This window comes from Actinomyces sp. 594, from assembly GCF_019325145.1.
Lineage (GTDB): Bacteria > Actinomycetota > Actinomycetes > Actinomycetales > Actinomycetaceae > Actinomyces.
The window spans coordinates 84420-109188 of record NZ_PIZC01000067.1 but is presented as its reverse complement, the minus strand read 5'-3'; the positions used below and the strand labels follow the sequence as shown (position 1 = coordinate 109188).

The 24769-nt window shown below is 69.6% G+C and carries 23 protein-coding genes and 1 riboswitch; of the genes, 4 read left to right on the top strand and 19 right to left on the bottom strand.

The window, feature by feature from the left end; all coding sequences use genetic code 11:
* Positions 1-148: 148 nt before the first annotated feature.
* The 3 genes from GZ998_RS12235 to GZ998_RS12225 form a co-directional block, all read right to left on the bottom strand.
* Positions 149-1156 (bottom strand): LacI family DNA-binding transcriptional regulator, encoded by a 1008-nt coding sequence (locus tag GZ998_RS12235; RefSeq protein ID WP_219110005.1) that lies wholly within the window; start codon positions 1154-1156, stop codon positions 149-151.
* Positions 1157-1584: 428 nt separating this feature from the next.
* Complete coding sequence (locus GZ998_RS12230) at positions 1585-1785, bottom strand: helix-turn-helix domain-containing protein (protein WP_203233860.1); 201 nt, start codon at positions 1783-1785, stop codon at positions 1585-1587.
* A gap of 137 nt (positions 1786-1922) precedes the next feature.
* The gene (locus tag GZ998_RS12225; RefSeq protein ID WP_219110003.1) at positions 1923-3047 is read right to left on the bottom strand and encodes a 6-phosphofructokinase; all 1125 of its coding nucleotides are present in this window, start codon (positions 3045-3047) and stop codon (positions 1923-1925) included.
* A gap of 158 nt (positions 3048-3205) precedes the next feature.
* Here GZ998_RS12225 and GZ998_RS12220 point away from each other — a divergent pair, with 158 nt between their 5' ends.
* A complete protein-coding gene (locus tag GZ998_RS12220; RefSeq protein WP_161924029.1) occupies positions 3206-3559 on the top strand; it encodes an RNA polymerase-binding protein RbpA in 354 nt (117 codons plus the stop codon).
* Here the strand turns inward: GZ998_RS12220 and GZ998_RS12215 are convergent.
* From GZ998_RS12215 to GZ998_RS12185, 7 genes are all read right to left on the bottom strand, one after another.
* The gene (locus GZ998_RS12215; protein WP_161924030.1) at positions 3541-4341 is read right to left on the bottom strand and encodes a polyprenol monophosphomannose synthase; all 801 of its coding nucleotides are present in this window, start codon (positions 4339-4341) and stop codon (positions 3541-3543) included. The two genes, GZ998_RS12220 and GZ998_RS12215, sit on opposite strands and share 19 nt — an antisense overlap.
* 37 nt (positions 4342-4378) lie before the next feature.
* Positions 4379-5950, bottom strand: a complete 1572-nt coding sequence (lnt, locus tag GZ998_RS12210; RefSeq protein WP_219110001.1) for an apolipoprotein N-acyltransferase — start codon at positions 5948-5950, stop codon at positions 4379-4381.
* Entirely contained in the window at positions 5947-8841 is a 2895-nt protein-coding gene (locus tag GZ998_RS12205; RefSeq protein ID WP_219109999.1) for an RNA helicase, read from the bottom strand. The genes lnt and GZ998_RS12205 overlap by 4 nt, the downstream gene beginning before the upstream one ends.
* 60 nt (positions 8842-8901) lie before the next feature.
* Positions 8902-9732, bottom strand: coding sequence for a twin-arginine translocase subunit TatC (gene tatC, locus GZ998_RS12200; protein ID WP_238994164.1), 831 nt, complete (start codon positions 9730-9732; stop codon positions 8902-8904).
* A 135-nt stretch (positions 9733-9867) separates the two neighbouring features.
* Complete coding sequence (gene tatA / locus GZ998_RS12195) at positions 9868-10206, bottom strand: Sec-independent protein translocase subunit TatA (protein WP_161924033.1); 339 nt, start codon at positions 10204-10206, stop codon at positions 9868-9870.
* A gap of 67 nt (positions 10207-10273) precedes the next feature.
* On the bottom strand, positions 10274-11218 hold the full coding sequence (locus GZ998_RS12190) for a YafY family protein (RefSeq protein ID WP_162678523.1): 945 nt from the start codon (positions 11216-11218) through the stop codon (positions 10274-10276).
* A 1-nt stretch (position 11219) separates the two neighbouring features.
* Entirely contained in the window at positions 11220-12281 is a 1062-nt protein-coding gene (locus GZ998_RS12185; protein WP_308807255.1) for a WYL domain-containing protein, read from the bottom strand.
* A 66-nt stretch (positions 12282-12347) separates the two neighbouring features.
* On the opposite strand from GZ998_RS12185, the gene GZ998_RS12180 reads away from it, so the two are divergent.
* The 3 genes from GZ998_RS12180 (at position 12348) to hisG (ending at position 14823) form a co-directional block, all read left to right on the top strand.
* Positions 12348-13589 (top strand): DUF3866 family protein, encoded by a 1242-nt coding sequence (locus GZ998_RS12180; RefSeq protein WP_219109998.1) that lies wholly within the window; start codon positions 12348-12350, stop codon positions 13587-13589.
* A 42-nt stretch (positions 13590-13631) separates the two neighbouring features.
* Positions 13632-13895, top strand: a complete 264-nt coding sequence (locus GZ998_RS12175; RefSeq protein ID WP_161924036.1) for a phosphoribosyl-ATP diphosphatase — start codon at positions 13632-13634, stop codon at positions 13893-13895.
* Positions 13896-13977: 82 nt separating this feature from the next.
* On the top strand, positions 13978-14823 hold the full coding sequence (hisG, locus tag GZ998_RS12170; RefSeq protein WP_161924037.1) for an ATP phosphoribosyltransferase: 846 nt from the start codon (positions 13978-13980) through the stop codon (positions 14821-14823).
* 29 nt (positions 14824-14852) lie between these two features.
* On the opposite strand, the gene GZ998_RS12165 is transcribed toward hisG, so the two are convergent.
* From GZ998_RS12165 to GZ998_RS12125, 9 genes are all read right to left on the bottom strand, one after another.
* Positions 14853-15890, bottom strand: coding sequence for an ABC transporter substrate-binding protein (locus GZ998_RS12165; protein WP_162678525.1), 1038 nt, complete (start codon positions 15888-15890; stop codon positions 14853-14855).
* A 101-nt stretch (positions 15891-15991) separates the two neighbouring features.
* Positions 15992-16720 (bottom strand): ABC transporter permease, encoded by a 729-nt coding sequence (locus GZ998_RS12160; RefSeq protein WP_161925325.1) that lies wholly within the window; start codon positions 16718-16720, stop codon positions 15992-15994.
* A gap of 293 nt (positions 16721-17013) precedes the next feature.
* A riboswitch (FMN riboswitch) is annotated at positions 17014-17154 on the bottom strand.
* 124 nt (positions 17155-17278) lie between these two features.
* The gene (amrS, locus tag GZ998_RS12155; RefSeq protein WP_219109995.1) at positions 17279-18406 is read right to left on the bottom strand and encodes an AmmeMemoRadiSam system radical SAM enzyme; all 1128 of its coding nucleotides are present in this window, start codon (positions 18404-18406) and stop codon (positions 17279-17281) included.
* Positions 18403-19827, bottom strand: coding sequence for an AmmeMemoRadiSam system protein B (gene amrB, locus GZ998_RS13255; protein ID WP_162678527.1), 1425 nt, complete (start codon positions 19825-19827; stop codon positions 18403-18405). Before amrB ends, amrS begins: the two co-directional genes overlap by 4 nt.
* 75 nt (positions 19828-19902) lie before the next feature.
* On the bottom strand, positions 19903-21384 hold the full coding sequence (gene putP / locus GZ998_RS12145) for a sodium/proline symporter PutP (RefSeq protein WP_161924040.1): 1482 nt from the start codon (positions 21382-21384) through the stop codon (positions 19903-19905).
* A gap of 7 nt (positions 21385-21391) precedes the next feature.
* Positions 21392-21811: a dihydroxyacetone kinase phosphoryl donor subunit DhaM gene (gene dhaM, locus GZ998_RS12140; RefSeq protein ID WP_162678528.1), complete on the bottom strand. Its 420-nt coding sequence runs from the start codon at positions 21809-21811 to the stop codon at positions 21392-21394.
* Complete coding sequence (gene dhaL / locus GZ998_RS12135; RefSeq protein ID WP_219109993.1) at positions 21808-22500, bottom strand: dihydroxyacetone kinase subunit DhaL; 693 nt, start codon at positions 22498-22500, stop codon at positions 21808-21810. Before dhaL ends, dhaM begins: the two co-directional genes overlap by 4 nt.
* 4 nt (positions 22501-22504) lie before the next feature.
* Positions 22505-23509 (bottom strand): dihydroxyacetone kinase subunit DhaK, encoded by a 1005-nt coding sequence (dhaK, locus tag GZ998_RS12130; RefSeq protein WP_161924043.1) that lies wholly within the window; start codon positions 23507-23509, stop codon positions 22505-22507.
* A 198-nt stretch (positions 23510-23707) separates the two neighbouring features.
* Positions 23708-24199 carry a holo-ACP synthase gene (locus tag GZ998_RS12125; RefSeq protein ID WP_161924044.1) on the bottom strand — a complete coding sequence of 164 codons (492 nt, stop codon included), beginning with the start codon at positions 24197-24199 and terminating at the stop codon, positions 23708-23710.
* Positions 24200-24769 lie beyond the last annotated feature (570 nt).

Genomic DNA, 24769 nt, shown 5'->3' with positions numbered 1-24769 from the left:
CGGCAACGCTTAGAGCGGCTGGTGGCCGACCCGTTATTCGGGTCGGCCACCAGCCGCATTTTCGGCCTGCTAGGCGATTAGAGATTAGAGGCTCCGCACGGTAGTGCTCGTTATTGTCGGGACCGGAGCAATTACCCGGCGCGGGCTACTACGTGGTGGTCCCGGCGAGTAGCAGGCCGGGCAGCTCGATGGGGGAGACCACCGCCGCGGGTGCGTCCTCGCCGCCGGCGTGCGCATTGATCTGAGACAGCAGTACGTCGACGGCGGTGCGGGCCAGGTCTGCAATGGGCTGCTGAACCGTCGCTAGCCCTGGTAGGGCCCGCCGCACCGCCGCAGTTCCGTCAAAGCCGATCACCTTGAAGTCGTGCGGCACGCTGCGCCCGTTGCGCTCGGCCCAGTCGAGCACAGCGGCGGCAGAGAGGTCATCGGTGGCGAACACGGCGTCGATCTGTGCGGCCGCCGCGTCCAGGTGCGCATCAATTAGCCGGGCCCGCTCGGCATCAGGAGTATGGAAGTCCACGGTGAAGATTCGTGGCTCGATTCCGGCCTCGGCCAGGACGGCCCGGTAGCCGGCTTCCCGCCGGTTGTGCGGTCCGGTGCGGGAGGTGAGCAGTGCGGGGCGACGGGCGCCGCGTTCCAGCAGGAGGCGGGTAGCGTCCCGCGCCGCCGCCTCGTTGGCGCAGCGAACATTGGGAATCGTGGGGGACAGGTCCCTATCGACCGTCACCAGCGGCATGCGTACCGTCTGGTACTCGGCAAGAGTGTCATTGTGCGCGCCCGAGATAATGCCGTCCACCCGGTGGGAGACAAGGAGGTCGAGATACTCCCGCTCACGGTCGGCTCGGCCCATCGAGTTGCAAACCAGCATCCGGTACTGGTGCTCGGCGAGGGCGTTCTCGATTTCCTCGGCGAGTTCCCCAAAGAAGGGCAGCGCCACGGTTGGCACGATCACGCCAATGATGCTCGTTGATTTGCCGTGGAGGGCGCGGGCGACCTGGTTGGGCCGGTAATTGAGCTGGTCGATGGCCCGGGCCACGCGGTCCTTAGTCGCCTGGCTGAGGTAACCCCGGTTGTTCAGGACCCGGGACACGGTGGTTAAGGAGACACCCGCGACCTCGGCGACGTCGGCAAGCGTGGGTTCGCGACGTACGACCACCGGTGACTCCTTTGTATGACTTCGAACTGTATGCGATGCGCGAGCGGCCAGCAGGATTTGCGCGGCTGTCCGACAAATCCCACCCAAGCCTATGCCTGTGCAAGCCGTGTTCGTGTATCAGGACGCCCGACGGCCACTTTGACCCCGCCTATGTCCTGACATTCTAGAACACGTTGCCCGGTCTGCGCACACTGGGGCAGGTGCCTTACGGCCGGGTGTGCGCAGGTTGCTGCTGCGCGGTGTCGGTCCGCCGCACGCGCTACGGGTGCGAGTAGAGCGGCAACCGGACACCCTTGGCACAATCTAAGCACACGGCAGCGCCTGTTAGCCACGAGGCGGTTCGACGATGCACCTCAAGAAGGGACCGGTGGCGGGCGAGGCTCGCCCCCAGACGAAATGACATAATGTACATTATCGGCGATGGCGCACTACTTGCCGTATCTCCGGTGAACGGCCTGCTTGCTGACTCCGAGCGCCGCACCGATGGCGGTCCAGCTATAGCCCGCGTTGCGGGCACGCCGCACGGCGAGCTCCTCCGCGGCATCGAGCTGCCTGCGCTCGTTGACGATGCGCCGGAGCTCCTTCAGTGGTGCACGTGCGCCGTCGTCGGCGCCGACCAGAGTCTTCATAGCGTCAATAATAATTGACCGAAGATGTTGACATGCCGCCGTCATGCACCGACATGAGGCGTACTGGTCGCCGCTTTGAGTTGCCCCGGGGGCGGCATACGGGCGCACGGGCGGTGTGCCTCCGGTGGCTCGGCGCCTCAGTCCCCGAGCGCCGTGCCGACCGCGCGCGCCGCCTTGATCCACTCGTGGTCACGCGGCACGTACTTGACCTTGCCGGCGACATCCTTCAGCGGTACCAGCGCGGTATCATGGCCTCGGTCGGCGACCATGACGCCGAACTTGCCAGCCGCAATCGCATTCGCCCCGGCGACGCCCAGGCGGGTTCCCAGCAGGCGGTCGGCGGCGTTCGGTGTGCCGCCGCGCTGCACGTAGCCCAGGATGGACACGCGCGCCTCCAGGCCGGTGGCGGCCTCCAGCTGCTCGGCAAGCGTGAAGGTATTGGCGCGGTGTGAGGCCTCCAAGGCCTTCACACCCTTTTTGGCCATCGCCTTCAGCTCCGGGCTGGACGCGTCCTTGACCAGTGCCTGGGCGTGGGCCAGCTCCTCGGCGTCCTTGACGCTGCGGGCGCCCTCGGCCACCGCGACCACGGAGAAGGTTGACCCATGCTTACGACGCCGCTCGATCTTCTCCGCGATCGCCTCCACCGAGTAGGGAACCTCGGGCAGCAGGATCACGTCTGCGCCGCCGGCCACACCCGCGCCCAGGGCCAGCCAGCCGGCCCGGTGGCCCATGATCTCGGTGAGGATGATGCGGTGGTGGGAGTGCGCGGTGGAGTGCAGCCGGTCCACTGCCTCGGTGGCGATTTCCAGTGCGGTGGAGAAGCCGAAGGAGCTGTCCGTATGCACGATGTCGTTGTCGATCGTCTTGGGCAGGTGGAGCACATTGATGCCCGCATCCATGAGTCGGCGGGCATTCTTCGCGGTGCCGCCGCCGCCCAGGCACACCAGCGCGTCGAGCTTGTCCTTCTCGACGTTCTCCACGATGGTCGGGATCATGTCCCGCACCTCGCCGTCCACCACCATGCGATGGACCTTGTCCCGGCTGGTTCCCAGCATGGTGCCGCCAGTGGTCAGGATGCCGGACAGGGTGGCTGCATCAAGCTCGGTGAACCGGTTCTCTGCCAGGCCGCGCATGCCGTCACGGAAGCCGATCAGCTTCCAGCCGTGCTCGGCGATAGCCGCCTTGCCAAAGCCGCGGATCGCGGCATTGAGTCCCGGGGCGTCGCCGCCGGCCGTGAGGATTCCGATACGCTTGGTTGCCATGGTGCCAAGTATGCCGCACAGCAACCTGCGGCAGGCGCGTTCCGCCGGCGCGGGCCCGGTCATTCACCCAGCGGCGGCGGGAATGCGCCACGGCGCCTACGCGTTATCCTCTCGGCGGCAGCACGCCGAGCACATCAAGCGACAGGAAGGGCAATAGCATGGCGGACCGCGCACTGCGAGGCATGACGATCGGCGCCAAGTCGATGGAGTCAGAGGAGGGCGTGGAGTTCGCCGAGCGGCAGAACATCACCTACGAGTGCCCGCTCGGGCACGTCACCACCGTCCCCATGTCCATGGAGGCGGAGATTCCGCAGACCTGGGAGTGCCCGGAATGCGGGCAGGCCGCGGCGCTGCGCGGAGAGGACGAGCCCGAGTCCGATGAGCCGAAGAAGGCCCCGCGCACGCACTGGGACATGCTGCTGGAGCGCCGCGACATCGAGGACCTGAAGGTCCTGCTGGACGAGCGCCTGGAGATGCTCCGCTCGGGCGAGATCTACCGCGAACGCTTCTGAGGCGCGCCGACCCGCTGGTAGGCGCGCCGGGCCGCCTGCCCGGCGGAAGCAGCCAGGCCCGCCAGTTGCGCGCTGCGCTTGGCAATCCCCCACTTGGTGACCAGTGCGAGCTCCTCGGAGAAGATTCCGCCAGAGAGCTTGGACTGGCCCGCCTCACGCTCCTGGAAGGTAATGGGCATCTCCACGATGCGGCCACCGGCGTCGGCGACCAGCTTGGTCATATTGACCTGGAAGCCGTAGCCGGTTGCCTCAATCTCCCCCAGATTCAGGCTTCGCAGTAACTCGGCCCGGTACACCCGGAACCCGGCGGTGGCGTCCCTGACCCGTAGCCCCAGCATGGCGTTGATGTACAGGTTGCCGCCCCGTGACAGGGCCACCCGCCGCGCATCCCAGCCGTCGGTCGCGCCGCCGGATACCCAGCGGGAGCCGATCACCAGGTCGGGGGCATCGGCCATTTCCGCGCGCTGGATCAGCAGCGCGAGGTCCTCGGGACGGTGCGAGCCATCGGCATCCATCTCGCACACCAGCTCATACCCTGAGGCCAGCGCCCAGGAGAAGCCCGCCAAGTAGGCGGGTCCCAGGCCGTTCTTCTCGGTGCGGTGGAGTACGTGAATGTGCGCATCGGCCTGCGCGCGGGCGTCGGCGAGGCGGCCGGTGCCATCAGGAGAGTTGTCGTCCACCACCAGCACGTGCGCCTGCGGCGCGGCACGCCGTACCCCATCCAGCGCGCCGGCCAGCGTCTCGATCTCGTTGTAGGTGGGGATTACCACCAGCGCCTTCACGATCCTGCTCCTGTCATCTGCTCGGCACTCGGAACGGTCACGGGCGACGCCGTCGCCGACGCCGCAGCCGTGACATACCGGAAACCATACCGGCTGCCGTCAGCAGCGCGGCGGCCACTTGCAGGGCGAGCCCGGGCAGGCCGCCCAGGCGATCCGCAACGGTAATCGAGGTGCGCAGTGGCACGTCGGCTACGAGAGCGGCCTGTGTATAGGGCTGCGTGCGCTGCTCGACGACGCCGCGCGGGTTGATGATCGCGGTGACCCCGACGGTGGAGGCCTGCACCAGGGCGCGCCCGTGGATGACGGCTTGCACCCTGCCCTGCGCCAGCTGCTGCTCTGCCTCTGAGGAGTGCAGGAAGCTGGCGTTGTTCGTGGGGATGACGATCAACTCGCCGCCCTGCTCAACGCCGTCGCGAAGGGTGTCGTCATAGGCGACCTCGAAGCAGATGCCCATGGCGAGCTTGACATCCCGGTCCTGCGCGGCGGCGTGAACGGTGAGCGTGTACGGCCCGGTGCCGGGAGCCAGATCGGTGCCGATGCGGTCGACCTGATCAGTCAGCTGCCGCAGCTGCTCACGCAGGGGAATGTACTCGGCGAAGGGCACCGGGCGGTGCTTGCGGTAGTACTCCCCCGCCCCCGCACCGGGACTCCAGACCACCATGTCGTTGTAGCGCACGCCGTCGGCATAGAGAATCGCCCCGACCAGTACCGGCGCCCCGACGGACTGGGCGGCGGAGTCCACCAGCGCGGCCGAGGCCGAGAAGTCCCGTGGATCAAGGTCGGCGGCGTTCTCCGGCCAGATCACCACGTCGAGTGTCCCCCGCCCGACGTCGCCGGCCAGCGTGCGGGTCGCCTCGGCGTGGTTGCCGGTCACCTCCAGCGCCCGGTTGAAGGCGTCCTCGAACTCCTCGGCCACGTTGCCCTGCACCGCGCCTACGCGCAGGGTGCCGTCCTGGGCGGCGCCGTCCACGGGCAGCAGAATCGGGGCGGCCGTAACCAAGCCCGCCAGGGCGGCGGCCACCAGCGCGCTCAGGTTCCGGCGGCCCCGCACGGCCCGGCCGGCCTCTGCCAGGCCGGCTCCGGCGAAGGCCACTAGCGCGCTCAGCCCAATGGCACCGCCGTAGGCGGCAAAAGGCAGCATGGGGGCGTCGGCCATGGCGAAGGCGAGCCTGCCGAAGGGAAACCCTCCCCACGGCCAGGACGAGCGCACCTCCTCCACACCGCACCACACCACGGCGAATGCCAGCATGCGTGCCAGCACGACTGCGCCGCCGCCGTGCTCGAGCCGGCCGATCCGGCCGACAAGTGCCCAGGCGGAGCCGAAGGCGGCCAGGTAGAGCGACTCCACTGCGGTCAGGGCCACCCAGCCGAGCGGGTTACCCATGGCCACCGCCGTGAAGTGCAACAGCGGAGTGAACAGGGCGAGCCCGAACACCAGCCCTAGGCCCGCCCCCACCCCGGGGCCCCGACCGCGCAGCACCGTGGCCAGCAGTGCCAGCCCCAGCGGTGCGGCCCACCACACGTTCAGTGGTGGGAAGGCCGCCCACACGGCCAGGCCGGCGCAGACCGAGCCGAGCAGCGGCAGCAGGCGCCGTATACGCGGTCTCATACGGAGGACCAACTGACCACTCCCCTGTTGACATCGAGGCTGGCCTCCGCAGCCGTCATCGCGAGCCTGTTCAGGGAGTGCCCCTGCCCGGTGCCCGGGCCGGAAGTAATAGTCGCCAGCTGCCCGAGCACGTCCAGCAACTGCTTGCACCAGCGTACGAAGTCCCCGGCGGTGAGATCCGTGTCACCGAGTACCGTCGCCAGTTCCGCGCCGTCCGTCCAGGCCCGTACCGCGCCCGCTAGAGCGGGCTCAGCACCGGTGGACGGCTCTACGCGTTCGAGCGCCTCCAGGTCTCCGATGCGACGGGAGACGGCCAACTCGCGCCGCAGCACCTCCCCCAGGCGGGACCCGGGCGCAACCGGCAGCCCGCGGGAGGACGCAGCCAGCCGCGGCTCGTACACACAGGCGGACACAGCCCCGGCCAGGTCGGCGGGGCGCAAGCCGTCCCACAGGCCTTCGCGCAGGCACTCGGCCACCAGCAGGTCCCGCTCGGCGTAGACACGCGCCAGCACCTTACCGACGTTCGTCACCCGCAACTCCCCCTCGGGGCGGCCCCGGTCACTGGGCTCAAGGTATCCCAGCTCTAGGAGGACCCGGCACACGGCGTCGAACTGCCGGGCGATGGTGCCGGTGCGCCTGTCGACGCGGGCCCGCAGGCGGTCAAGCTCATCCCTGGTGCGCACCCAGCGTCGCCCAACGCGGGCGTGCTCCTCCCGGTGGGGGCAGGCATGGCAGGGATGGGCGCGCATCTCATGGCGTAGACGCTCCAGGCGCCTTCCGGCGTCCTCATCACGGTGGTGGCCGCGGCGCGAACCGCGCTCATCGGACTCGTCAAGGTCCCCGGCGCGCAGCGCATCAAGCAAGCGGTCGGCCAGCCGGTCCCGCTCCCGCGGGCGATGCGCATCCAGGTCCTCAGACACCGGCAGCGCACCCACCCGGGTCACGCCCTCGGGCGCGTTCTCGGGGGTGAGGGTGTGGACCCGCTTGTCCTCCCCCACCACTGTCAACCGCGGGGCTCCGGTGTGGTCGCTGCCCTGCGCGATGACGACGCCGTGGCGGTGGCGCCGCCCGCTCCGGAACAGGACCACGTCACCGCGGCCCAGCGCCCCGATGGTCCGGCCCGCCTCACTGCGGCGGGCGGACCGATTCCCTCGGGACTGGTCGGCCTCCGCATCACTGATGCGGCGACGCAGTAGGGCGTACTCGCCAAAGTCTCCCAGGCGGCAGGACATCTGCTGTGCCAGCGTGTCCAACTGGCGGCGCTTGCGCCGGGCCTCGGCGGCCAGCTCAACCACGCCGCGGTCGGCCTGGAACTGGGCGAAGGACGACTCCAGCACCTCCCGGGCGCGGGCACGCGGCATTCGCCCCAGGAGGTTGACCGCCATGTTGTAGGTGGGGCGGAAGGCGGATACCAGCGGGTAGGTGCGGCGGGAGGCGAGGGAGGAGACGAAGGCGGGGTCGGCGTCGTCGGTGGCCAGAACCACGGCGTGCCCCTCGACGTCGATGCCGCGCCGACCGGCCCGGCCGGTCAGCTGCGTGTACTCCCCCGGCGTGAGGCTCACGTGCGCAGAGCCGTTCCACTTGCGCAGTGACTCCAGCACCACTGTGCGAGCCGGCATATTGATGCCCAGGGATAGCGTCTCAGTGGCGTAGACGACCTTGACCAGGTTGGCGGCGAACAGCTCCTCCACGGTCTCCTTGAACACCGGCAGCAGGCCCGCATGATGGGCGGCCACCCCCCGGGTCAGGGCATTGGCCCAGGTATGGAAGCCCAGAACGCCCAGGTCCCCGGCGGGGATCTCCGCGGTCCGCCGGTCGATGACCTCACGGATGCGGCGCGCCTCCTCACCAGTGGTCAGGTCAACCCCGTGGCTGACGGCCTCGCGAACGGCGTTCTCACAGCCGACGCGGGAGAACACGAAGACAATCGCGGGCAGCAGGTCTGCGCGATCCAGAGCGCTTACGACCGCAATCCGCGACGGCGCACGCAAGTGGGCGGTGCGGGCACCACCATCGCCACGGTACCGCGGGCGCGTCTGGCCGGCGGCGCGCGCCCACCGGCCCCTGCGCCCGCCGCGGTAGCCGGAGCCCGCCGACGGCGCGTCCCCCGCAGCGGCTCGGCGCGCATCCCTAACGGCCCGCAGCAGGTCCGGGTTGAGCGGCGGCTGGGTGGAGGAATGCGCCTGGTCGCGGGCCGAATCGGGTGCGTCGGACAGCGAGTACAGGGGCAGCAGGCGGCGTCCAACCAGCATGTGCTGGGTCAGGGGCACCGGGCGGTGCTCGGAGACCACCACGGCCGTTCGCCCCCGCACCTGCTCGAGCCAGTCCCCGAACTCCTCCGCGTTCGAGACTGTCGCGGACAAGGAGACCACCTGCACCTCGGGAGCCAGGTGGATGATGACTTCCTCCCAGACCGGGCCGCGGAAGCGGTCCGCCAGGTAGTGCACCTCATCCATGACCACGTAACCCAGCCGATCCAGGTCCCGCGCCCCGGAGTAGAGCATGTTGCGCAGCACCTCAGTGGTCATCACGATCACATCCGCATGTGGATTAACTGAGGTATCGCCGGTGAGCAGACCGACTTTCTCGGCGCCGTGCCGGGCCACCAGATCCAGGTACTTCTGGTTCGACAGGGCCTTAATCGGGGTGGTGTAGAAGGCCTTGAGACCCTTCGCCAGCGCCAGATGCACGGCGAATTCACCCACGACTGTCTTGCCGGCGCCGGTAGGTGCCGCCACCAGCACGCCCTCGCCCGCCTCCAGGGCGCGGCAGGCCTCATTCTGGAAGTCGTCGAACGGGAAGTCGTAAGTGGCTGCGAAACCGGCGAGCTCTGTGCGTGACTCCGCCTGACGACGACGTGCGGCGGCGTAGCGTTGTGCGGGTGAGCTCATGAGTCAAGCCTATGCGCAGCTGCGGGCTGCTCCCGCAGGCTTGGGGCGGGCCGGTGCCGGTCAGGCGTTGGAGGCGGTTTCGGCAAGGGCTGCATCCAGGGCCGCGTCCTCCTCGGCACGGCGCTTGGCGACCCGCTTGTCGTGGCGGATGGAGATGTAGCAGGCCAGGAAGTACAGGCCGGTGATCGGAATCGCCATGAAGATCATCGACCAGGGATCCGGCAGCGGGTTGGCGAAGGCCATGAAGGTGAAGATACCGATCACCGCCCAGCGCCAGCCCTTGAGCATGGTGCGCCCCTTCATCACCCCGAGCCGGTTGAGGGCCACCATGACCTCCGGGAGCAGGAACGCGGCTCCGAAGGCCAGCACCAGGCGCAGCACGAAGGACAGGTACACCGAGGCGTCCATAATGCCGGTGGCGGAGTCGGTGTTAGGGATGAAGCCGGTGAGGATCACGGCTGCGTGCGGCATGATCCACATGCCCAGTGCGCAGCCGGCGGCGAACAGCAGTAGCCCCACAACCCCGAAGACCCAGGTGTACGCCTTCTCCTTGCGTGTCATCCCCGGGCCCACATAGGCGAAGAACTCGTAAATCCACAGTGGTGACGCCAGCAGTACACCCAGCCAGATGGACACCCGCAGCCGCATGTCGAAAGAGGACAGCATCGTGGAGAAGTTGATGTTGAGGTTTGCGCCGCGGGCATTGGCGACCTCAACCGGGTGGGTGATGAACTGGTATACGGAGTCGTAGAGGAAATAGCCGACTACCGCCATGACGGTGATGCCGATGGCCGAGACGAACAGCCGGTTGCGCAGCTCGCGCAGGTGGTCCCCGATAGACATGATCGCCTCGGGGTTCTCCTTGCGCCTGCGGCCGGGCAGCTTCGGCATGTGCGGCACGTTCTACTCCTCCCGGGTACTGGTGGCCGGATGCGCTGCAAGCGGGACCGGACGGGCCCGGTCCCAGCGGCGAGATGTCCACGGCGCTCGGCCCGCAGCGCGTTCACGGCACCGCGCGCCGCGGCATCACTGCTGGACGGTACCGTCCGTGTACGGCTGCGGCTGCTGCGGAGCGGCCTGGCCCGGCTGGGTGGGCTGGGTGTAGTAGGTGCCCTGCTGCGGCTGCTGAGGGATCTGGGCCGGCGGCTGCTGGACCGCCGGGGCGTCCTCGTCCTCGCGCAGCTCCTTGACCTCCTTCTTGAACACCTTCATGGACTTGCCGATGCTTCCGGCGATCTCAGGCAGCTTGTTTGCGCCGAAGATGAGGAGAATGAGGACAAGCAGAACGACGATGTGCGTGGGCTTGATCACGACGCTGCTCCTTTCGTGGGGCTCGCAACTGGATGAGCCCGCGTGGTACGCCATGAGTCTAGCGTTTCGCCGGTGGGGCCCGAGCACCGGGCGACGGTGTTCCACCCTAGGCGTATCAACCTCAATTGCGGTGCACCTGAGCATCCAGCGCCAGGGCACGGCGCGCCGCCGCACCGGCGGCGGCGGTGAGATCCGCGGGCGCGGCGTGCCTCAGGTGCCTCCCGGCTGACAGCAGCAGTCCGATCAGCCAGGCCTGGTCGCGGCCCCTCACCCGAATGTGCAGCACGCCGTCCTCAGCAATGGACACCTGCTCGCAGGGGACCTGCTCGACTAGCCAGCGCCCCGATGGCTTCAGGCTGAGGCACAACTCCGGATCGGGGTCATGCTTGCTCCCGCGGCGGCGATGCGCCGTGGCCTGCACCGGCAGCACTTGCGCCGCCAGGATGCGATCGAGCCGGAAGGAGCGCTCCGCTCCGGCACTCAGGCACCAGGCCCGCAGCGTCAGGTGCGTGCCGTCACTGGTCAGTTCCAGCGGGTCGACATCACGTTCAGAGCGAGTATCGGTAGCGGAGACATACGTCAGATGCAGGCGCCTTCCCTCGGCCAGGGCACGGCGCACGGTTACCAGCACAGTGGAATGCGGGCCCGGCGCGGCGACGGGCGCGTCAGCGGCGGCGCCCAGGGCCTGGCGCAGGACCGCCCGGGTGCGGCTCAGCGTCGCCAGGGCCTGCGGGTCGTCGGCCAGCACGCCGATGAGGACCTCCAGCGACAGCAGCAGGGCGACCGCCTCACGGTGGGACAGGCGAACGGGCCGGTCCAGGCCGAGTGGCTCGGTCAGGCGCAGGCGGCCCGCCTCGAAGTCGGAGGCGGAGAAGTCGACCAGCTCATCGGGCATGCCGCCGGGCAGGCCCGATACCCACAAGGTGTCCACATCCTTGCGTATCGTCTCCGGTGTGACGCCGAAGTGCGCGGCTGCCTGCGCGAAGGTGGCGCCGTCGTGCTCAGCCACCCAGGCGGGCAGCGCCAGCAGGCGTACTAGTCGGTCCGTGGAGCTGGGCCGGGCCACTTCAGTCCTCCTCCGGCTGCGGTGGGGCGGACAGCGCGGCGACGGCGTTCAAGTGCTCCAGAACGTCCTGGCGCAGCTGCGCGGGTGCCAGCACGACGACGGCGTCCGCGAGCGCGGCCAGGGCTCCGGCGAAGGCGAAGCGATCAGTGAACGTGACATTGATTACGTCCCACTGCTGGGGAAGGCGCCGGGCCAGGTCCCCAAGTCGTTGTCCGGGCACTGGGGGCAGCTCTCGCGGTGCTGGGCCGTCCGCCAGCTCGGCGGCGCTGTAGCTCACTAGCGCGCGCGAGCGCAGCTGCAGGGCGCGTCCGGGCGCAACCGCGATCAGCGCCTGCGCCGTGACGGGTGCGGTGATTTCGGGCGCGGGAAAGGCCCCGGCTCCGGATACCACGGACACCGGTCCGACCACACGGGCCAGACGGAACGTGCGCTGCTGCCCGGAGGCCCGGTCCAGTCCGTCCAGGTACCAGGCGCCTTCACTCATGCGCATCCGGTGCGGCTCTACTATGCGGGCACTCACCCGCCCGGAGTTGGCGGAGGCGTATTCGAAGCTCACCCGACGCCGTTCCCGGACGGCGGTGGCCAGTTCCGCGGGAACCTGCCCGCCGGAGACATCACTGCCCAGGTCGATGCTCAGGTCCGGCAGTGAGTCGGCGGCGTCGTCGACGCCGGCCACGGCCCGGATCTTCGTCAGCGCATGGCGGGCGGCGGGGGTCAGGGCCCCGGAGCGCCAGGCTGAGGCTGCCAGCTCCACGGCGGCGGCCTGCTGCGCGGTCAGTGTCAGGTCAGGCAGCGCGTAATCGGCCTCGGTGATGCGGTAGCGCGCCTGGTCCGCCTGCCCGGTGGTGGTGATGTCGATGCCCAGTTCCCGCAGCACGTCCTTGTCCCGTTCGAACATGCGGTCGGCTGAGCTGCCGCCCTCGGGATCGTATCCGGCAACCGACCCGATGATCTGTGCCTTGGTCATACCGGAGGCGGTGTTGCGCAGCGCCAGCAACAGGTTGACCTGGCGCTCCTCGGTGGGGATGGCCGTGGGCTCGGGGCGCGGCGCGGGTTCGGACACGGGGCCAGCGTATGCGCAGCGCGGGTCCGCAGCGATCGGAACACCCGGGTGGCTTAGGGTGGTTCCATGATGTGGCGTGACGGGGACGTGCTCGCGGTGCGGGAGGTCTGGGGGCAGTCCGGGAGGCGCTGTGCCGAGCTGGAGGTGCGCATCGTCTCGGCCCCGCCGGGTGCTGCCGTGCTGGGCGCCGGCGAGCCGTGCCGGGCGATCGCCTACGAGTCCGTGACCGGGCTGCCGGAGCCCGGGGAGTGGGTACGCCTGGAGGTGTCCGCCCTGGCCCGTGGCCTGGGCACCGGGGGGCACGGCATGGTCACTGCGCGGCCCGGCATACTGCCGGCGGATCCGGAGCCGGGCGGTCACCTGGTCAAGGCACGTTACATGCCCGACCAGGTCATGGTTACCGGCGTGGATGAGCAGAACACCCCGCTTCACTCGCGGCTGTCGGCCCCTATTGACGCGCTGACGCTGGCCGGCGCGCCGGTGGTGATCGCCGATCTGCATTCCTCCCTGCCCGCCATCCTGGCCGGGCTGCTACGCCCGGATCTTGACCCGGCGCTTGACCCGTTCCCTGAGCGCTTCTCTCCGGGCGCGGGCCCCGATGCGGCGGCGCCGCCCCTCCGAGTGGCGTACGTGATGACTGACGGGGGCGCGCTGCCGCTGCCCTACTCGCGCTCGGTTGCCGGGTTACAGGCGGCCGGGGCGCTCGTCGGCACCGTCAGCGTCGGCCAGTCGTGGGGCGGGGACCTGGAGGCGGTGAGCATCCACAACGGCCTACTGGCCGCCCGCCTCGTGCTGGAAGCGGACGTGATCGTCGTCACCCAGGGACCTGGCAACCTGGGTACGGATACGCCCTGGGGCTTCTCCGGGGTCGCCTGTGGTGACGCCGTGAACGCCGCAGCCGCACTGGGCGGTCGGCCGGTCGCCTGCCTGCGGGTGTCGCAGGCGGACGCCCGCCTGCGACACCGGGGAGTCTCTCATCATTCGATCACCGCCTACGGGCGCGTGGCAATGGCGGCCGCCGACGTCGTCGTGCCCGAGCTGCCCGGCGCACTGGGGACGCGGATCGCCGAGCAGGCCGCCGCCCTGTGCGGTCCCCGCGAGCTGGGGGCCGCGCACCGCTTGGTGAAGGTGGCGGTTGGGGGCCTGTATCAGGCGCTGGCAGACATGCAGCAGGCGACCGGGGTGCGGCTGAGCACCATGGGCCGCGGGCTCGATCAGGACGAGGCTGCCTTCCTGGCGGCGGCCGCCGCCGGCCGTCACGCAGCCCGACTGGTATACGAGCCCGCCGGGCGCGTCCCGCAGGATTGAGCGCGGTGCGTGCCCGTGGCGGGGCTGCACTACGCTGGGCCCATGAAGACCTTTGAGGACCTATTCGCCGAGCTGCAGGACAAGGCCGCTTCTCGCCCTGCCGGTTCCGGCACAGTTGAGGAGCTGGACCGCGGCGTGCACTTTATCGGCAAGAAGCTGGTGGAGGAGGCCGCCGAGGCGTGGATGGCCTGTGAGCACGAGTCTGACGCGGCGGCCTGCGAGGAACTCAGCCAGCTGCTGTACCACGCCCAGGTGATGATGCTGGCCAAGGGCTACACGCTCGAGGACGTTTACCGCTACCTGTGAGGCCAGGGTACGCCGGGCCCCGCATGATCCATCACCCCCACTGACCACGCTTTCAAGCTCCACTACACAGTCAAGGAACAACGTGCTGCGCATCGCCGTGCCCAATAAGGGCTCCCTGTCCGAGCCCGCCACCACCATGCTCGCCGAGGCGGGCTACCGCACCCGCCGCTCCGGTAGGGAGCTCGTCCTGGTCGACGACGCCAACCAGGTCGAGCTGTTCTTCCTGCGCCCGCGCGACATCGCCGTCTACGTCGGCCAGGGCACCGTCCACGCCGGTGTCACCGGCCGCGACCTGCTGCTGGACTCGGGCGTGGAGGCGATTGAGCACCTGCCGCTCGGCTTTGCCCGCTCCACGTTCCGCTTCGCCGCGCCCGCAGGCACCATGAGCGCGCTTGGTGATATCGAGGGCAAGCGCGTGGCGACCTCCTACGACGTGTTGGTGCGCAACTTCCTGGCGGAGCAGGGGATCAACGCCCAGACCGTGCACCTGGACGGTGCCGTGGAGTCCTCCGTGCAGCTGGGGGTGGCGGACCTGATCGCCGACGTTGTCGAGACCGGGTCGACCCTGCGGGCCGCGGGCCTGGAGACCTTCGGGGAGCCGATCCTGGCCAGCGAGGCGGTGCTGATCACCACCGAGCAGTACCGCGACGAGCCCGGCCTGGCCACGCTCGTACGCCGCCTGGAGGGGGTGCTGCGGGCCCGCTCCTACGTGCTGGTGGACTATGACATCCCCATGAACCGGATGCACCTGGCCAGCGAGATCACCCCCGGCATTGAGTCCCCCACCGTCTCGCCGCTGCAGAACCCCGACTGGGTGGCGGTGCGGGCGATGGTGCCCCGCAAGGACGCCAACCGCGTCATGGATGAGCTCTACGCAATCGGGGCGCGCGCCATCCTCGTGTCCTCCCTGGTGGCCTGCCGACTGTAAGCCCCGCCAGGATCCCACCGGGCGCTGGGTCAGGCAGTGAGCAGCGGGTCGCAGACGGCGTCTGAGGTCACGGTGGTCTCGCCGAGCAGGCCGCGGTCGGCGAGGAAGTCGATGGTCTCCCCCACCTGCTCGGGCACCAGCGCGCCCACCACCGTGTTCTCGCTGGGACGCACCAGCTCACCCGTGGCCACGGCCACCTCGCGCGCATTGTCCGCCTGCGTGGAGTCGACCAGGTCGGGCACGTACTCCTTGGTGGCCGCCACGGCGGCATCGGGGTCATCCACGAACTTGGTCATCCCGACTGCGGAGGCCGCAACTGCCGCCTCCAGCTCGCCGCGGCGGTCGGCGAGCACCTGCGGGGTGGTGATCAGGGAGGCGCCCAGCAGCGGCACCTCCTCGCCGATGGCGAGCACCCGCACCGGGGTGCCGTTCTGGGAGATTTGGACGGCGTCGTTGTTGGAGAATCCGGCGATCGCGTCGACCTTGCCGCTGGAGAGGGCGGCCTGCTGGGTGTAGCCGATCTCCTGCACGTCGACGTCGTCCTCGCTCAGCCCTGCGGAGGACAATGCCACTAGCACCGAGTACCAGGTCTCCCCCGTTTTTCCGGGGGTGCCGATCGTCTTGCCGGCCAGGTCGGCCAGCTCGGTGACGTCGGACTCCTCGGGGACGATGATGCAGCCCGGGTAGCGCTGGTAGTAGCCGCCGATGATGACCAGCTCATTGCCATTGGACGCGGCCACGATGGCCTCGTCACCGCCCGCCACCACCACGTGCTCGGTCCCGGCCAGCAGGGCGTCGAACTGTCCCTCCTGCTCCCCATGGTGGCGCAGGGAGACGCCCGGCGCGTACTCGCCGTCGGCCAGCGCCAGGTAGAAGGGCGCGAACTGCACGTTCGGGGTGTAGGTCATGCCGATCACCAGCCCGGAGGCGTCGGCGGAGGCGGAGACGTTGGAGCTCCGGGCGCCGCTGCCCGAGGCGCAGGCGGCGAGCAGGCCTACGGCGCCCGCACCCATGGCGGTCAGAACTGTGCGGCGGCTCGGAGCCGGGCGCGGGGTAAGAGCGGGCATGAGGTTCCTTTCGGTGCCGTGCGGCGGTTAGAAGATTCGGACGGGCAAAACAGAGGGAATCGGTCGGTGGGTGTTTGCGCGAGGGGGCCGGTGGTGCCGGCTCAGGTGGCGCGGCGCCCCCGCATCGAGGCGACGACGCGGCTGCGCCGCTCCAGCTCGTGCAGCACCCAGTGGATGGTGGTGGCGATGACGCAAAGCACCACGATGGTGGAGAACAGCCCGGTGGTATCGACCGTCTGGCGCTGGGAGGCGAGCACCATGCCCAGGCCCTCCCCGCCCATAGTCATCTCGCCGATCACGGCGCCGGTGACGGACAGGGTGAAGCCGGTGCGCAGGCCGGAGAGGATCGAGGGCAGCGCCATGGGCAGCTCCATGTAAATGAGCATGCTCACTCCGTGGGCGCCGTCCAGGCGGGCGGCGTCAATGACATCGGTATCCAGTCCACGCAGGCCCAGCAGGACCGTGACGGTGATGGGGAAGAAGACCATGAGCACGCACAGGACCACGGTCGGCACCGTCCCGTAGCCGATCCACACCACCAGTAGCGGGGCAATGGCGATGGCTGGAACTGCCTGGGACGCCGCCACATACGGCAGGACGGCGCGGGAGAAGCGGCGGGAGCGGTACAGGGTCCAGGCCAGGGGCAGCGATAGGGCGGCGGCGGCCAGGCAGCCGAGCAGCGCCTCCCGCAGGGTCACCCAGGCGTATCCGGCCAGGCCGCCCTGGGTGAAGGCGAGCACCAGGCGGCGGGCGACGTCGAGGGGGCCGGGCAGGAAGACCGGCGGGATCAGTCCGGCGCGGGTAATCGCCCACCAGGCCAGCAGCAGCATGGCCCCAAGCGTCACGGGCGGGCTCAGCAACGGTCGCAGCAGGCAGGGCGATCCGATGTGCGGGCTCCGCGGCGCGCGGGCGGCCTCGCGTTCGGCCACGCCGAGGCCGATGCTGGCGACGGTGGCGCTCGTCATGCACAGTGTCCTCTCCGGCTCCCCCGGAGCACCCACCCCGGGGCACTCCGGGGTGACGGGCGGTACGCGCGTAGCGCCGCACGGCGCGGGCCCCTGCCTACAGCCGGGATGCGCCCGCATGGGAGCGCACCACGATCCGCCGACGCCGGACGCGCGCCACGTGTCTCCTCCCATCCGGACTTTAACCGTCGGTACCGGAATTCCACCGGCTCAGCCGACCGCGCCCACCCTGCGGGTGGATGCGGTCGGGTCGCGGACTGTCACCGCCGGTTCGGGCTTTCACCGACCCCGGAGCACGTTGTATGCATCTCCGACATTAGCGGCTGGTGACGGCAGCGGCAACCCCGCTCACCACTCCGAAGTCTTTTGCACATACGCGGCTAAGTGCACCAGGACGCGGACCGTGGACGTGTTCGCCGCTGCTCACCATTCCGTCGGGGCCAGGCGCCACGGGAATGCTGCCGCTCCGCCGCCGGGGTCGTCGGCGTCGAACAGGCCGGGCAGCCGCCGCCCGCAGTGCCGGCAGCAACCCGCCGTATCCAGCTCGTAGGTCTCCACCGTGTAGCCATGGCGAGCGATAACCGCCTGCCCGCAGCCCGGGCACAGGGTCGTCGCGCCCTCCCCGCTACGCACATTGCCGAGGTACACGAAGCGCAGCCCCGCGTCCAGCGCCGCGCGGCGGGCCCGGCGCAGGGTCGCCACCGGCGTCGGCGGCCGGTCCAGCATGCGGTGGGCGGGATGGAAGGCCGTCAGGTGCAGCGGCGTGTCCGCACCAAGTGCGCTAACCACCCAGGCGGCGAGCTGACCGACCTCCTCGGGCGAGTCGTTCAGGCCCGGGATGAGCAGCGTGGTCAGCTCCAGCCAGGCAGTGGTGCGCTCGCGCACGCGCACCAGCGTGTCCTGCACGTCCCGCAGCCGCGCGCCGGTGACCTTCCGGTAGAAGTCCTCGGTGAAGCCCTTGAGGTCAATGTTCGCGGCGTCGACGGCGCCGAACAGCTCCAGCGCCGGCTGGTCGCAGATCCACCCGGCGCTGACCGCGTAGGCCAGCAGCCCGCGCTCGTGGCAGGCGCGGGCAGTGTCGATGGCGTACTCGGCGAAGACCACCGGGTCGTTGTAGGTGAAGGCGACGGCGCGGGCACCCAACCGGGCGGCCTGATCGGCGATGCGGTCCGGTGGGGCGTCCACGCTCAGCACCTCGGTGGAGCGGGCTGTGGAGATCTCCCAGTTCTGACAGAACTTGCACGACAGGTTGCAGCCTGCGGTGCCGAAGGACAGCACTGAACTGCCGGGGTGGACGTGGTTCAGCGGCTTCTTCTCAACCGGGTCCAGGCACACACCCGTGGACCGGCCATAGGCGGTCAGCACAATCCGCTCCCCGTTGCGCCGCCGCACGAAGCAGAAGCCGCGCTGTCCCTCCCGCAGGCGGCAGTGGCGCGGGCACAGGTCGCACTGCAGCCGCCCGTCCGGCAGCGGGTGCCACCAGCGGGCCGTGTAGCCGGCGTCCCCACCTGCGGTGCCCGGCCGGGAGATGGGCGGGGCGGAGGCGGTCATGACTCCTCCCAGGCGCGGACCCGGTAGGTCTCCGCGACCAGTTCCGCATCCCAGAATCCGGCGGGCCAGCCGGCCTTGCGCTTGAGCCGGCGCAGGAATTCGGCCGGGTCGGGCAGCTCATCCCATACCTGCGGCAGGAAGGTGGCGCGCCGGGCCCCCAGCGACAGCACTACGCCGTCGACGCCGGGGCGCAGGCGGCGGAGCAGCTCCTGCTCCTCATGGACCTCCAGGCGTTCCGGCGTACTCAGCACCGACACCTCCAGGCTCAGGGCCGGCAGCTCCGTGGCCGTGACGGGAGGAAACCGCGGGTCGCGCAGGGCGGCGGCAACGGCGTTGGCCACGACGTCCTCGCCAAGCGGTCGGCGCGCCTCCAGCGAGCCGATGCAGCCGCGCAGAGAGCCGTCCGCGCTGCGCAGGGTTACGAAGGCGGCACCGGGACGATCCAGCCAGTTGGGCCCCTCCCCCGCCGGCAACTCGGCGGGATCGCCGGCCTCGGCGCCCACGGCGCGGGCGATCGCCCGGCGTGCCAGCGGCAGCAGCGTGTCTCCGGCGTCGGCGGGCGGCTCGGTCGCCTGTGTATCCGCGGCTGCCACGGTGACGGCAGGTTCGTCCCCTGCGGTGGGCGCCTCGTGGAGGGCGACGGCGCAGTAGCCGACCACCCGGTCCGGGTTACCGGCGGTGTCGGCCGATGTGCACCGCCCCAGCAGTTCGGCGCGCATGCCGTGCTCCTGCGCGGCCAGAAGCATGCCGTTCAACGGGGTGGCGCCGCAGGCGCGGTCGTGCGGGATGGTGGAGTCCAGTGCCAGGATGCGCGCAACGGTCTCCGTGTCAACCGCTATTGCCAGGTCCTGCGGCAGGTAGTGGGACAGGTCGGAGGAGATGATGATGACGGTCTCCGGCCCGCCCCACAGTGCACTGATCACGTCGGCAACGGTGCGGGCCGAGGCGTCGCCGGCCGCCAGTGGCACCACTGTTACATCGCCGAGCACCGTCTGGATGAAGGGCAGCTGCACCTCCAGGGAGTGCTCCTGGGCGTGTACCTCCGGCGCGGTGCTCACCCCGGGCAGGGTGGCTGCCTGGGCGCAGCCGGCAGCGTCAGCCTCCAGCACTCCCAGGGGCGTGGCCAGCTGGTCCGCGCCAGGCAGGGCCAGCCCGCGCACCGGCACTCGGTGGGTGGGGCCGAGCAGCACCACTCGGGTGATGCGCCCCCGGCCTGCCTCCAGGCGCGCGTAGGCGCGCGCCGCCATGGGGCCGGAGTAGATGTAGCCGGCGTGCGGGACAACGAGGGCCTTGGGCACGGTCACGTGCCCAGGCAATTGGGTGCGTTCCTGGGTGAGCAGGTCGGCGAGCGCGCGTTTCAGGGCGCGGTCGTCCCCGGGGTAGAAGCTTCCGGCGACGGCTGGACGGCGGACGATCTTCATAGCGTTCTCTCCCTTGAGCACCACCAGGATACTCCGGTTCGGTACGCGCAGGCCGGGCCCCCAGTCCGGCGGGTGTCAGCGGGCGGCGGCCACCGCGGCCTCGAACTCGTCGGCAACCGCCGCATCGGGATGCCCCGCCCGCGAGACCAGCCAGGCTGCCAGGGCATTGGCGGCGAAGCCGGGGGCGAGCTCGTACAGGTCGAAGATGCCGCCGGGACCGCCGGAGACATTGCCCCACACCATTACCACCGCGGCGCCGGCGAGAATCCCGACGAATGCGCCCGTGGCAGTCAGCCGCTTCCAGTACAGGCACAGCAGGACTGTAGGGCCGAATGAGGCGCCGAAGCCCGCCCACGCGAAGGCGACCAGCGCCAGGATCGTGTCATTGGGCGTCCACGCCATTGCGGCGGCGATCACGGCTACGGCCAGTACGGCGAAGCGGGAGTACATGACCAGGCGGCGCTGCGAGACCTGCCGGCGGAATACGTGCCGGTACAGGTCCTCGATCAGGGCGGAGGAGGTGACCAGCAGCTGGCTGGAGATGGTGGACATGATCGCAGCCAGGATGGCGGCCAGCATGAATCCGGCGATAAACGGGTGGAACAAGAGCTGGCCCAGGGCGATGAACACGGTCTCCGGGTTGGCCAACGCGCCCCCGTCGCGCTGGAAGATGGCTACCCCGACGATGGCGGTGGCGGCGGCGCCGGCGACGGCGAACAGCATCCACCCGATCCCGATGCGGCGCCCGGAGAGCGCCTCCTGGGGGCTGCGCAGAGCCATGAAGCGCACGATGATGTGCGGTTGCCCGAAGTAGCCCAGGCCCCAGGCTAGGGAGGAGACGATTCCAATCACGGAGGTGGTGGGGCCCAGCACCGCCCAGTAGTGCGGGTCAACCTCGCTGACCGCGTGCAGGGCCGGTCCGAGCCCGCCGAGCCGGATCACTCCCACAATGGGCACGGCAACAAGCGCGGTGACCATCATGATGCCCTGCACCAAGTCCGTGTATGACACCGCCAGGAATCCGCCGACCAGCGTGTACATCACCGTGATGGCGGCAACCAGCGTCAGCCCGAGCCGGTACTCCATCCCGAAGGACGACTCGAAGAACGTGCCGCCGGAAACCATGCCGGAGGAGACGTAGAAGGTGAAGAACACGACGATTACGCCGCCACTGGCCCAACGCAGCAGGTGCCGGTCGTCGTGCAGGCGGTTGTCCAGGAAGCTGGGAATCGTGATGGAGTCGTGAGCGACCTCCGTATAGGAGCGCAGCCGGGGCGCCACGTACCGCCAGTTCAGCCAGGCGCCCGCCGTCAGCCCGACGGCGATCCATGCCTCCACCAACCCGCCGGCATATAACGCGCCCGGCAGCCCCATCAGCAGCCAGCCGGACATGTCGGAGGCGCCTGCGGACAGTGCGGTGACCGCGGGCCCGAGCCCGCGGTCCGCCAGCATGTAGTCGTCCAAGGAGTCGTTATGACCGTACGCCCACCAGCCGATCGCCACCATTCCGACGAAGTAGATGATCATGGAGATGGCTTGGAAGGTTGTCTCGGTCATGATTCTCCTACGGGGGTGGGGGGCCTACAACCTGCCGCAGTTTAAGCGAGGCCGCGGCGTCGGCGTCGGCGAGTACCACTTCGGGGGCCTTACCGGTGCCGGCGGCCGCGTACGCGGCGACCAGTCCCTCCACCAGGGCACCGCCGGAGAGCCGCACGCGCGCGGCCAGTTCCGGTTCCAGCAGCTCCAGGGCCATCTGCGCGCTGAGCACACCACTGCCCAGGTCTGCCAGGACCACCACCCCACTTCCGTCGTCGGCACGCTCGATCGCCGCCATGATCTCGGTGGCGTCAGTGCCCAGGGTGCCGTCGGGTAGTCCCGCCGCCACCTCCAGCGGCGCGTCCAGGCCCGGAATCAGAGCTGTTGCGAGCGCCACCGCGGCGTCTGCGAGCGGGCGCGAATGGGAGACGACGACGATGCCCGTCATGCGGCGTCAGCCGCGGTTCCGGAGACGACGTCGGCAAGCGCCTGCATGATCAGGGCGGTGGAGGCGGCGCCGGGGTCGACGTGGCCGACCGACCGCTCCCCCAGGTAGGAGGCGCGCCCCTTCTTCGCCAGCATGGGCGCGGTGGCCGCGCGGCCCGCATCCGCAGCGGCCGCTGCCTGCTCGACTGCGGCCGCCAAGGCTGAACCGGTCTCCGCCGGGGCGGGTGCCGCTGCACCGGTACGCAAAGCGCTCAAGGCAGGATTCCAGGCGTCGATCATGGTCTTGTCGCCGGACTCGGCGTTACCGCGCTGCACAATGCCGCCGATCCCGGCGGCCACGGCCTCCGCCAGGGCGGCCACGTCCAGGGACTGCTGGCCGGCGCAGGCGGTGGACATGCGCAGGAAGAACGTGCCGTACAGCGGGCCGGCGGCTCCGCCGACCTTAGAGATCAGTGCCATGGCGGTCTGCTTGAGCACCGCCGCCGGGGTCTCCGGCTGCTCGGGCAGCGCCTCGACCGCGGCGGCAAGACCACGTTTCATGTTCGCGCCGTGGTCGGCGTCGCCGATGGCCGCATCCAGGGCGGTCAGCTCATCGGCGTGGGTGGAGATCAACTGGCTAGTACGGCGGATCCAGGCGGCGACGTCGGCTGCGCGAAGCGCGGTCAGGGGGGTTGGTGCGTTCACGGTCATATTCTCAGATCCCCCAACGTAGTCCGGGCGTGTTTACCGGGGCGTCCCACAGGCGCAGCAGCTCCGCGTCGGCGCGCACGAGCGTGAGGGAGCAGCCTGCCATGTCGAGGCTGGTGATGTAGTTGCCCACCAGGGAACGCTCAACCTTGACGCCGGCGCGGTCAAGAATCTTGGCGACCTCCCCGTACATGAGGTAGAGCTCCAGCAGCGGAGTGGCACCCATCCCGTTGAGGAAGGCGATCACCCCGGTACCGTCGCCTTCGGGAAGCTCGTTCATGACGGGCTCAGTCAGGCGGGCGGCGATCTGCGAGGCGGGCGCGATCTTCTCCCGGTGCCGGCCGGGCTCGCCGTGGATGCCGATGCCGATCTCGATCTCATCATCAGGTAGATCGAAGGAAGGCTTTCCGTTGGCTGGGACCGTGCAGGAGGTGAGGGCGACGCCCATGGAGCGGCCTGCCTCGGAGGTGCGCCTGGCCACGGCGGCGACGTCGGCGAGCGAACGGCCCTCCTCCGCAGCCGCTCCGGCGATCTTCTCCACGATCACGGTTACGCCCACGCCCCGGCGGCCGGCGGTGTAGAGGGAGTCCTCCACCGCCACGTCATCAGCAGTGACCACGGTGGCGACCTCGATACCCGACTCGGCGGCGACCAGCTCGGCGGCCATGTCAAAGTTCATGACGTCACCGGTGTAGTTCTTCACGATGTGCAGTACGCCCGCGCCCCGGTCGACCTCGGCGGTGGCCGCGGAGACCTGGTCGGGTACCGGCGAGGTGAAGATCTCGCCGGCGCAGGCGGCATCAAGCATGCCGGCTCCGACGAAGCCACCGTGGAGCGGCTCGTGGCCGCTGCCGCCTCCGGAGACAATGGCTACCTTGCCCTCGTCCTTGGGGACGGCGCGATAGACGATGTGCCGGTCGATGTCGACCCGCAGGCTGTCGGGGTGTGCCGCGGCCATCCCGGCCAGCGCGTCGGTCACTACCCCTTCGACGGAGTTGATCAACTTCTTCATGACAGAACTGTACCGCGAATGAGGCGCCGGTCACGGCCGAGACCGGGTACAGCGTCCGCTTCGGTACGCGACCGGTCCGACCGGTCCCGCACATACCGCCCGGCTGCCGGAGGACAGGTGCCGCGGGCTGGGCAGTGACGCGCACCCAGTGACGCCTAGTCAGCGACTGTATTCAGAGACTGCACTCAGAGACTGCACTCAGCGGCGGGTGCACAGCACGACAGCGGCAGCCCAGTCGCCGTCGTGAGTCAGGGACACGGGCCAGCGCTCCGGGGCTGCTGCGCCTGCGCCCAGGGAGCCGGCCACATGGGCGGCAATGGCCCCGGTCAGGCGCAGCGAGGGACGCCCCCAGCGGTCTGTAACAGTTTCGATCTCCCGCCAGTCGACCGTCTCCGCGGGCAGCTGCGGTGCCACCGCCCGGCCGGCGTGGACATTGGCTGCCTGGGACCAGGCCTTGATGAAGGCCTCCTTCGCGGCCCAGCGCCCGGCCAGGTGCTCGGCCTGCGCCGAGCCGGTGGCGTCGGCGCGGCGGGCGACGTCGCGCAGCTCGCGAGGGGTGAAGGTCCGCTCGGCGAAAACAGTGCCCGGCTGTTCCAACTGCTCGGCCAGGCCGGGGACATGCACCAGGTCCACCCCAACGCCGAGCACGCCCTTCACCTCAGGGACCTGGGGCGGGCTGGGCTGGCTCATGGCTCCAGTATCTCGCACCATCCGGCGGGCCGGCGCATGGTGACCACGGGCAGCACACCGCGCCACAGTGCGTCCGAACCCGGAACTGCTTGGAATCCGAGTCAAATGTAGTGGCCTGCGTGCTCGCAATGCCGAGCGCGCGCCGGGGGCTTGGCCGCGGTGCCTCGGGCGTCCTAGAAGCCATGACCTCAAGGTTCCCAAAGCTGTGGAAACAACGCACTACCTTCGCGTGGGGGCTCGTACATTCTGGCCGCCGATTCGGCACACATTGTGACGGTTCGTACCTTCTGGTCTGCGATTCGTACTTTCTGACGACGGTACGTACATCTAGGTGCCGAACCGTCGCATAAAAGTACGAATCGTCGGTGCAAAGGTGCGAACCGTCAACCATAGGTACGAACTGTCAATACACAGACCACCATGAGCACGAACCCCGCAGGAAACGCCATCGCACGGTGAGGCCCCGCTCCCGGCGCCACAAGTAAGGCTCCGGGATAGCCGCAAAGACCGGACGTCTAGAAGAATCCCTGCCCCCGTATAGAACTGGCGGGCCGAGCGGGCCTACGGGCC

Excerpts from the sequence above, each read along its gene's own strand:
- GZ998_RS12230 (WP_203233860.1), bottom strand. The coding sequence starts at position 1,785 with ATGAAGACTCTGGTCGGCGCCGACGACGGCGCACGTGCACCACTGAAG.
- GZ998_RS12225 (WP_219110003.1), bottom strand. The coding sequence starts at position 3,047 with ATGGCAACCAAGCGTATCGGAATCCTCACGGCCGGCGGCGACGCCCCG.
- GZ998_RS12220 (WP_161924029.1), top strand. The coding sequence starts at position 3,206 with ATGGCGGACCGCGCACTGCGAGGCATGACGATCGGCGCCAAGTCGATG.
- lnt (WP_219110001.1), bottom strand. The coding sequence starts at position 5,950 with ATGAGACCGCGTATACGGCGCCTGCTGCCGCTGCTCGGCTCGGTCTGC.
- GZ998_RS12205 (WP_219109999.1), bottom strand. The coding sequence starts at position 8,841 with ATGAGCTCACCCGCACAACGCTACGCCGCCGCACGTCGTCGTCAGGCG.
- tatC (WP_238994164.1), bottom strand. The coding sequence starts at position 9,732 with ATGCCGAAGCTGCCCGGCCGCAGGCGCAAGGAGAACCCCGAGGCGATC.
- tatA (WP_161924033.1), bottom strand. The coding sequence starts at position 10,206 with ATGGCGTACCACGCGGGCTCATCCAGTTGCGAGCCCCACGAAAGGAGC.
- GZ998_RS12180 (WP_219109998.1), top strand. The coding sequence starts at position 12,348 with ATGATGTGGCGTGACGGGGACGTGCTCGCGGTGCGGGAGGTCTGGGGG.
- GZ998_RS12175 (WP_161924036.1), top strand. The coding sequence starts at position 13,632 with ATGAAGACCTTTGAGGACCTATTCGCCGAGCTGCAGGACAAGGCCGCT.
- GZ998_RS12165 (WP_162678525.1), bottom strand. The coding sequence starts at position 15,890 with ATGCCCGCTCTTACCCCGCGCCCGGCTCCGAGCCGCCGCACAGTTCTG.
- GZ998_RS12160 (WP_161925325.1), bottom strand. The coding sequence starts at position 16,720 with ATGCTGCTGCTGGCCTGGTGGGCGATTACCCGCGCCGGACTGATCCCG.
- amrS (WP_219109995.1), bottom strand. The coding sequence starts at position 18,406 with ATGACCGCCTCCGCCCCGCCCATCTCCCGGCCGGGCACCGCAGGTGGG.
- amrB (WP_162678527.1), bottom strand. The coding sequence starts at position 19,827 with ATGAAGATCGTCCGCCGTCCAGCCGTCGCCGGAAGCTTCTACCCCGGG.
- putP (WP_161924040.1), bottom strand. The coding sequence starts at position 21,384 with ATGACCGAGACAACCTTCCAAGCCATCTCCATGATCATCTACTTCGTC.
- dhaM (WP_162678528.1), bottom strand. The coding sequence starts at position 21,811 with ATGACGGGCATCGTCGTCGTCTCCCATTCGCGCCCGCTCGCAGACGCC.
- dhaL (WP_219109993.1), bottom strand. The coding sequence starts at position 22,500 with ATGACCGTGAACGCACCAACCCCCCTGACCGCGCTTCGCGCAGCCGAC.
- dhaK (WP_161924043.1), bottom strand. The coding sequence starts at position 23,509 with ATGAAGAAGTTGATCAACTCCGTCGAAGGGGTAGTGACCGACGCGCTG.
- GZ998_RS12125 (WP_161924044.1), bottom strand. The coding sequence starts at position 24,199 with ATGAGCCAGCCCAGCCCGCCCCAGGTCCCTGAGGTGAAGGGCGTGCTC.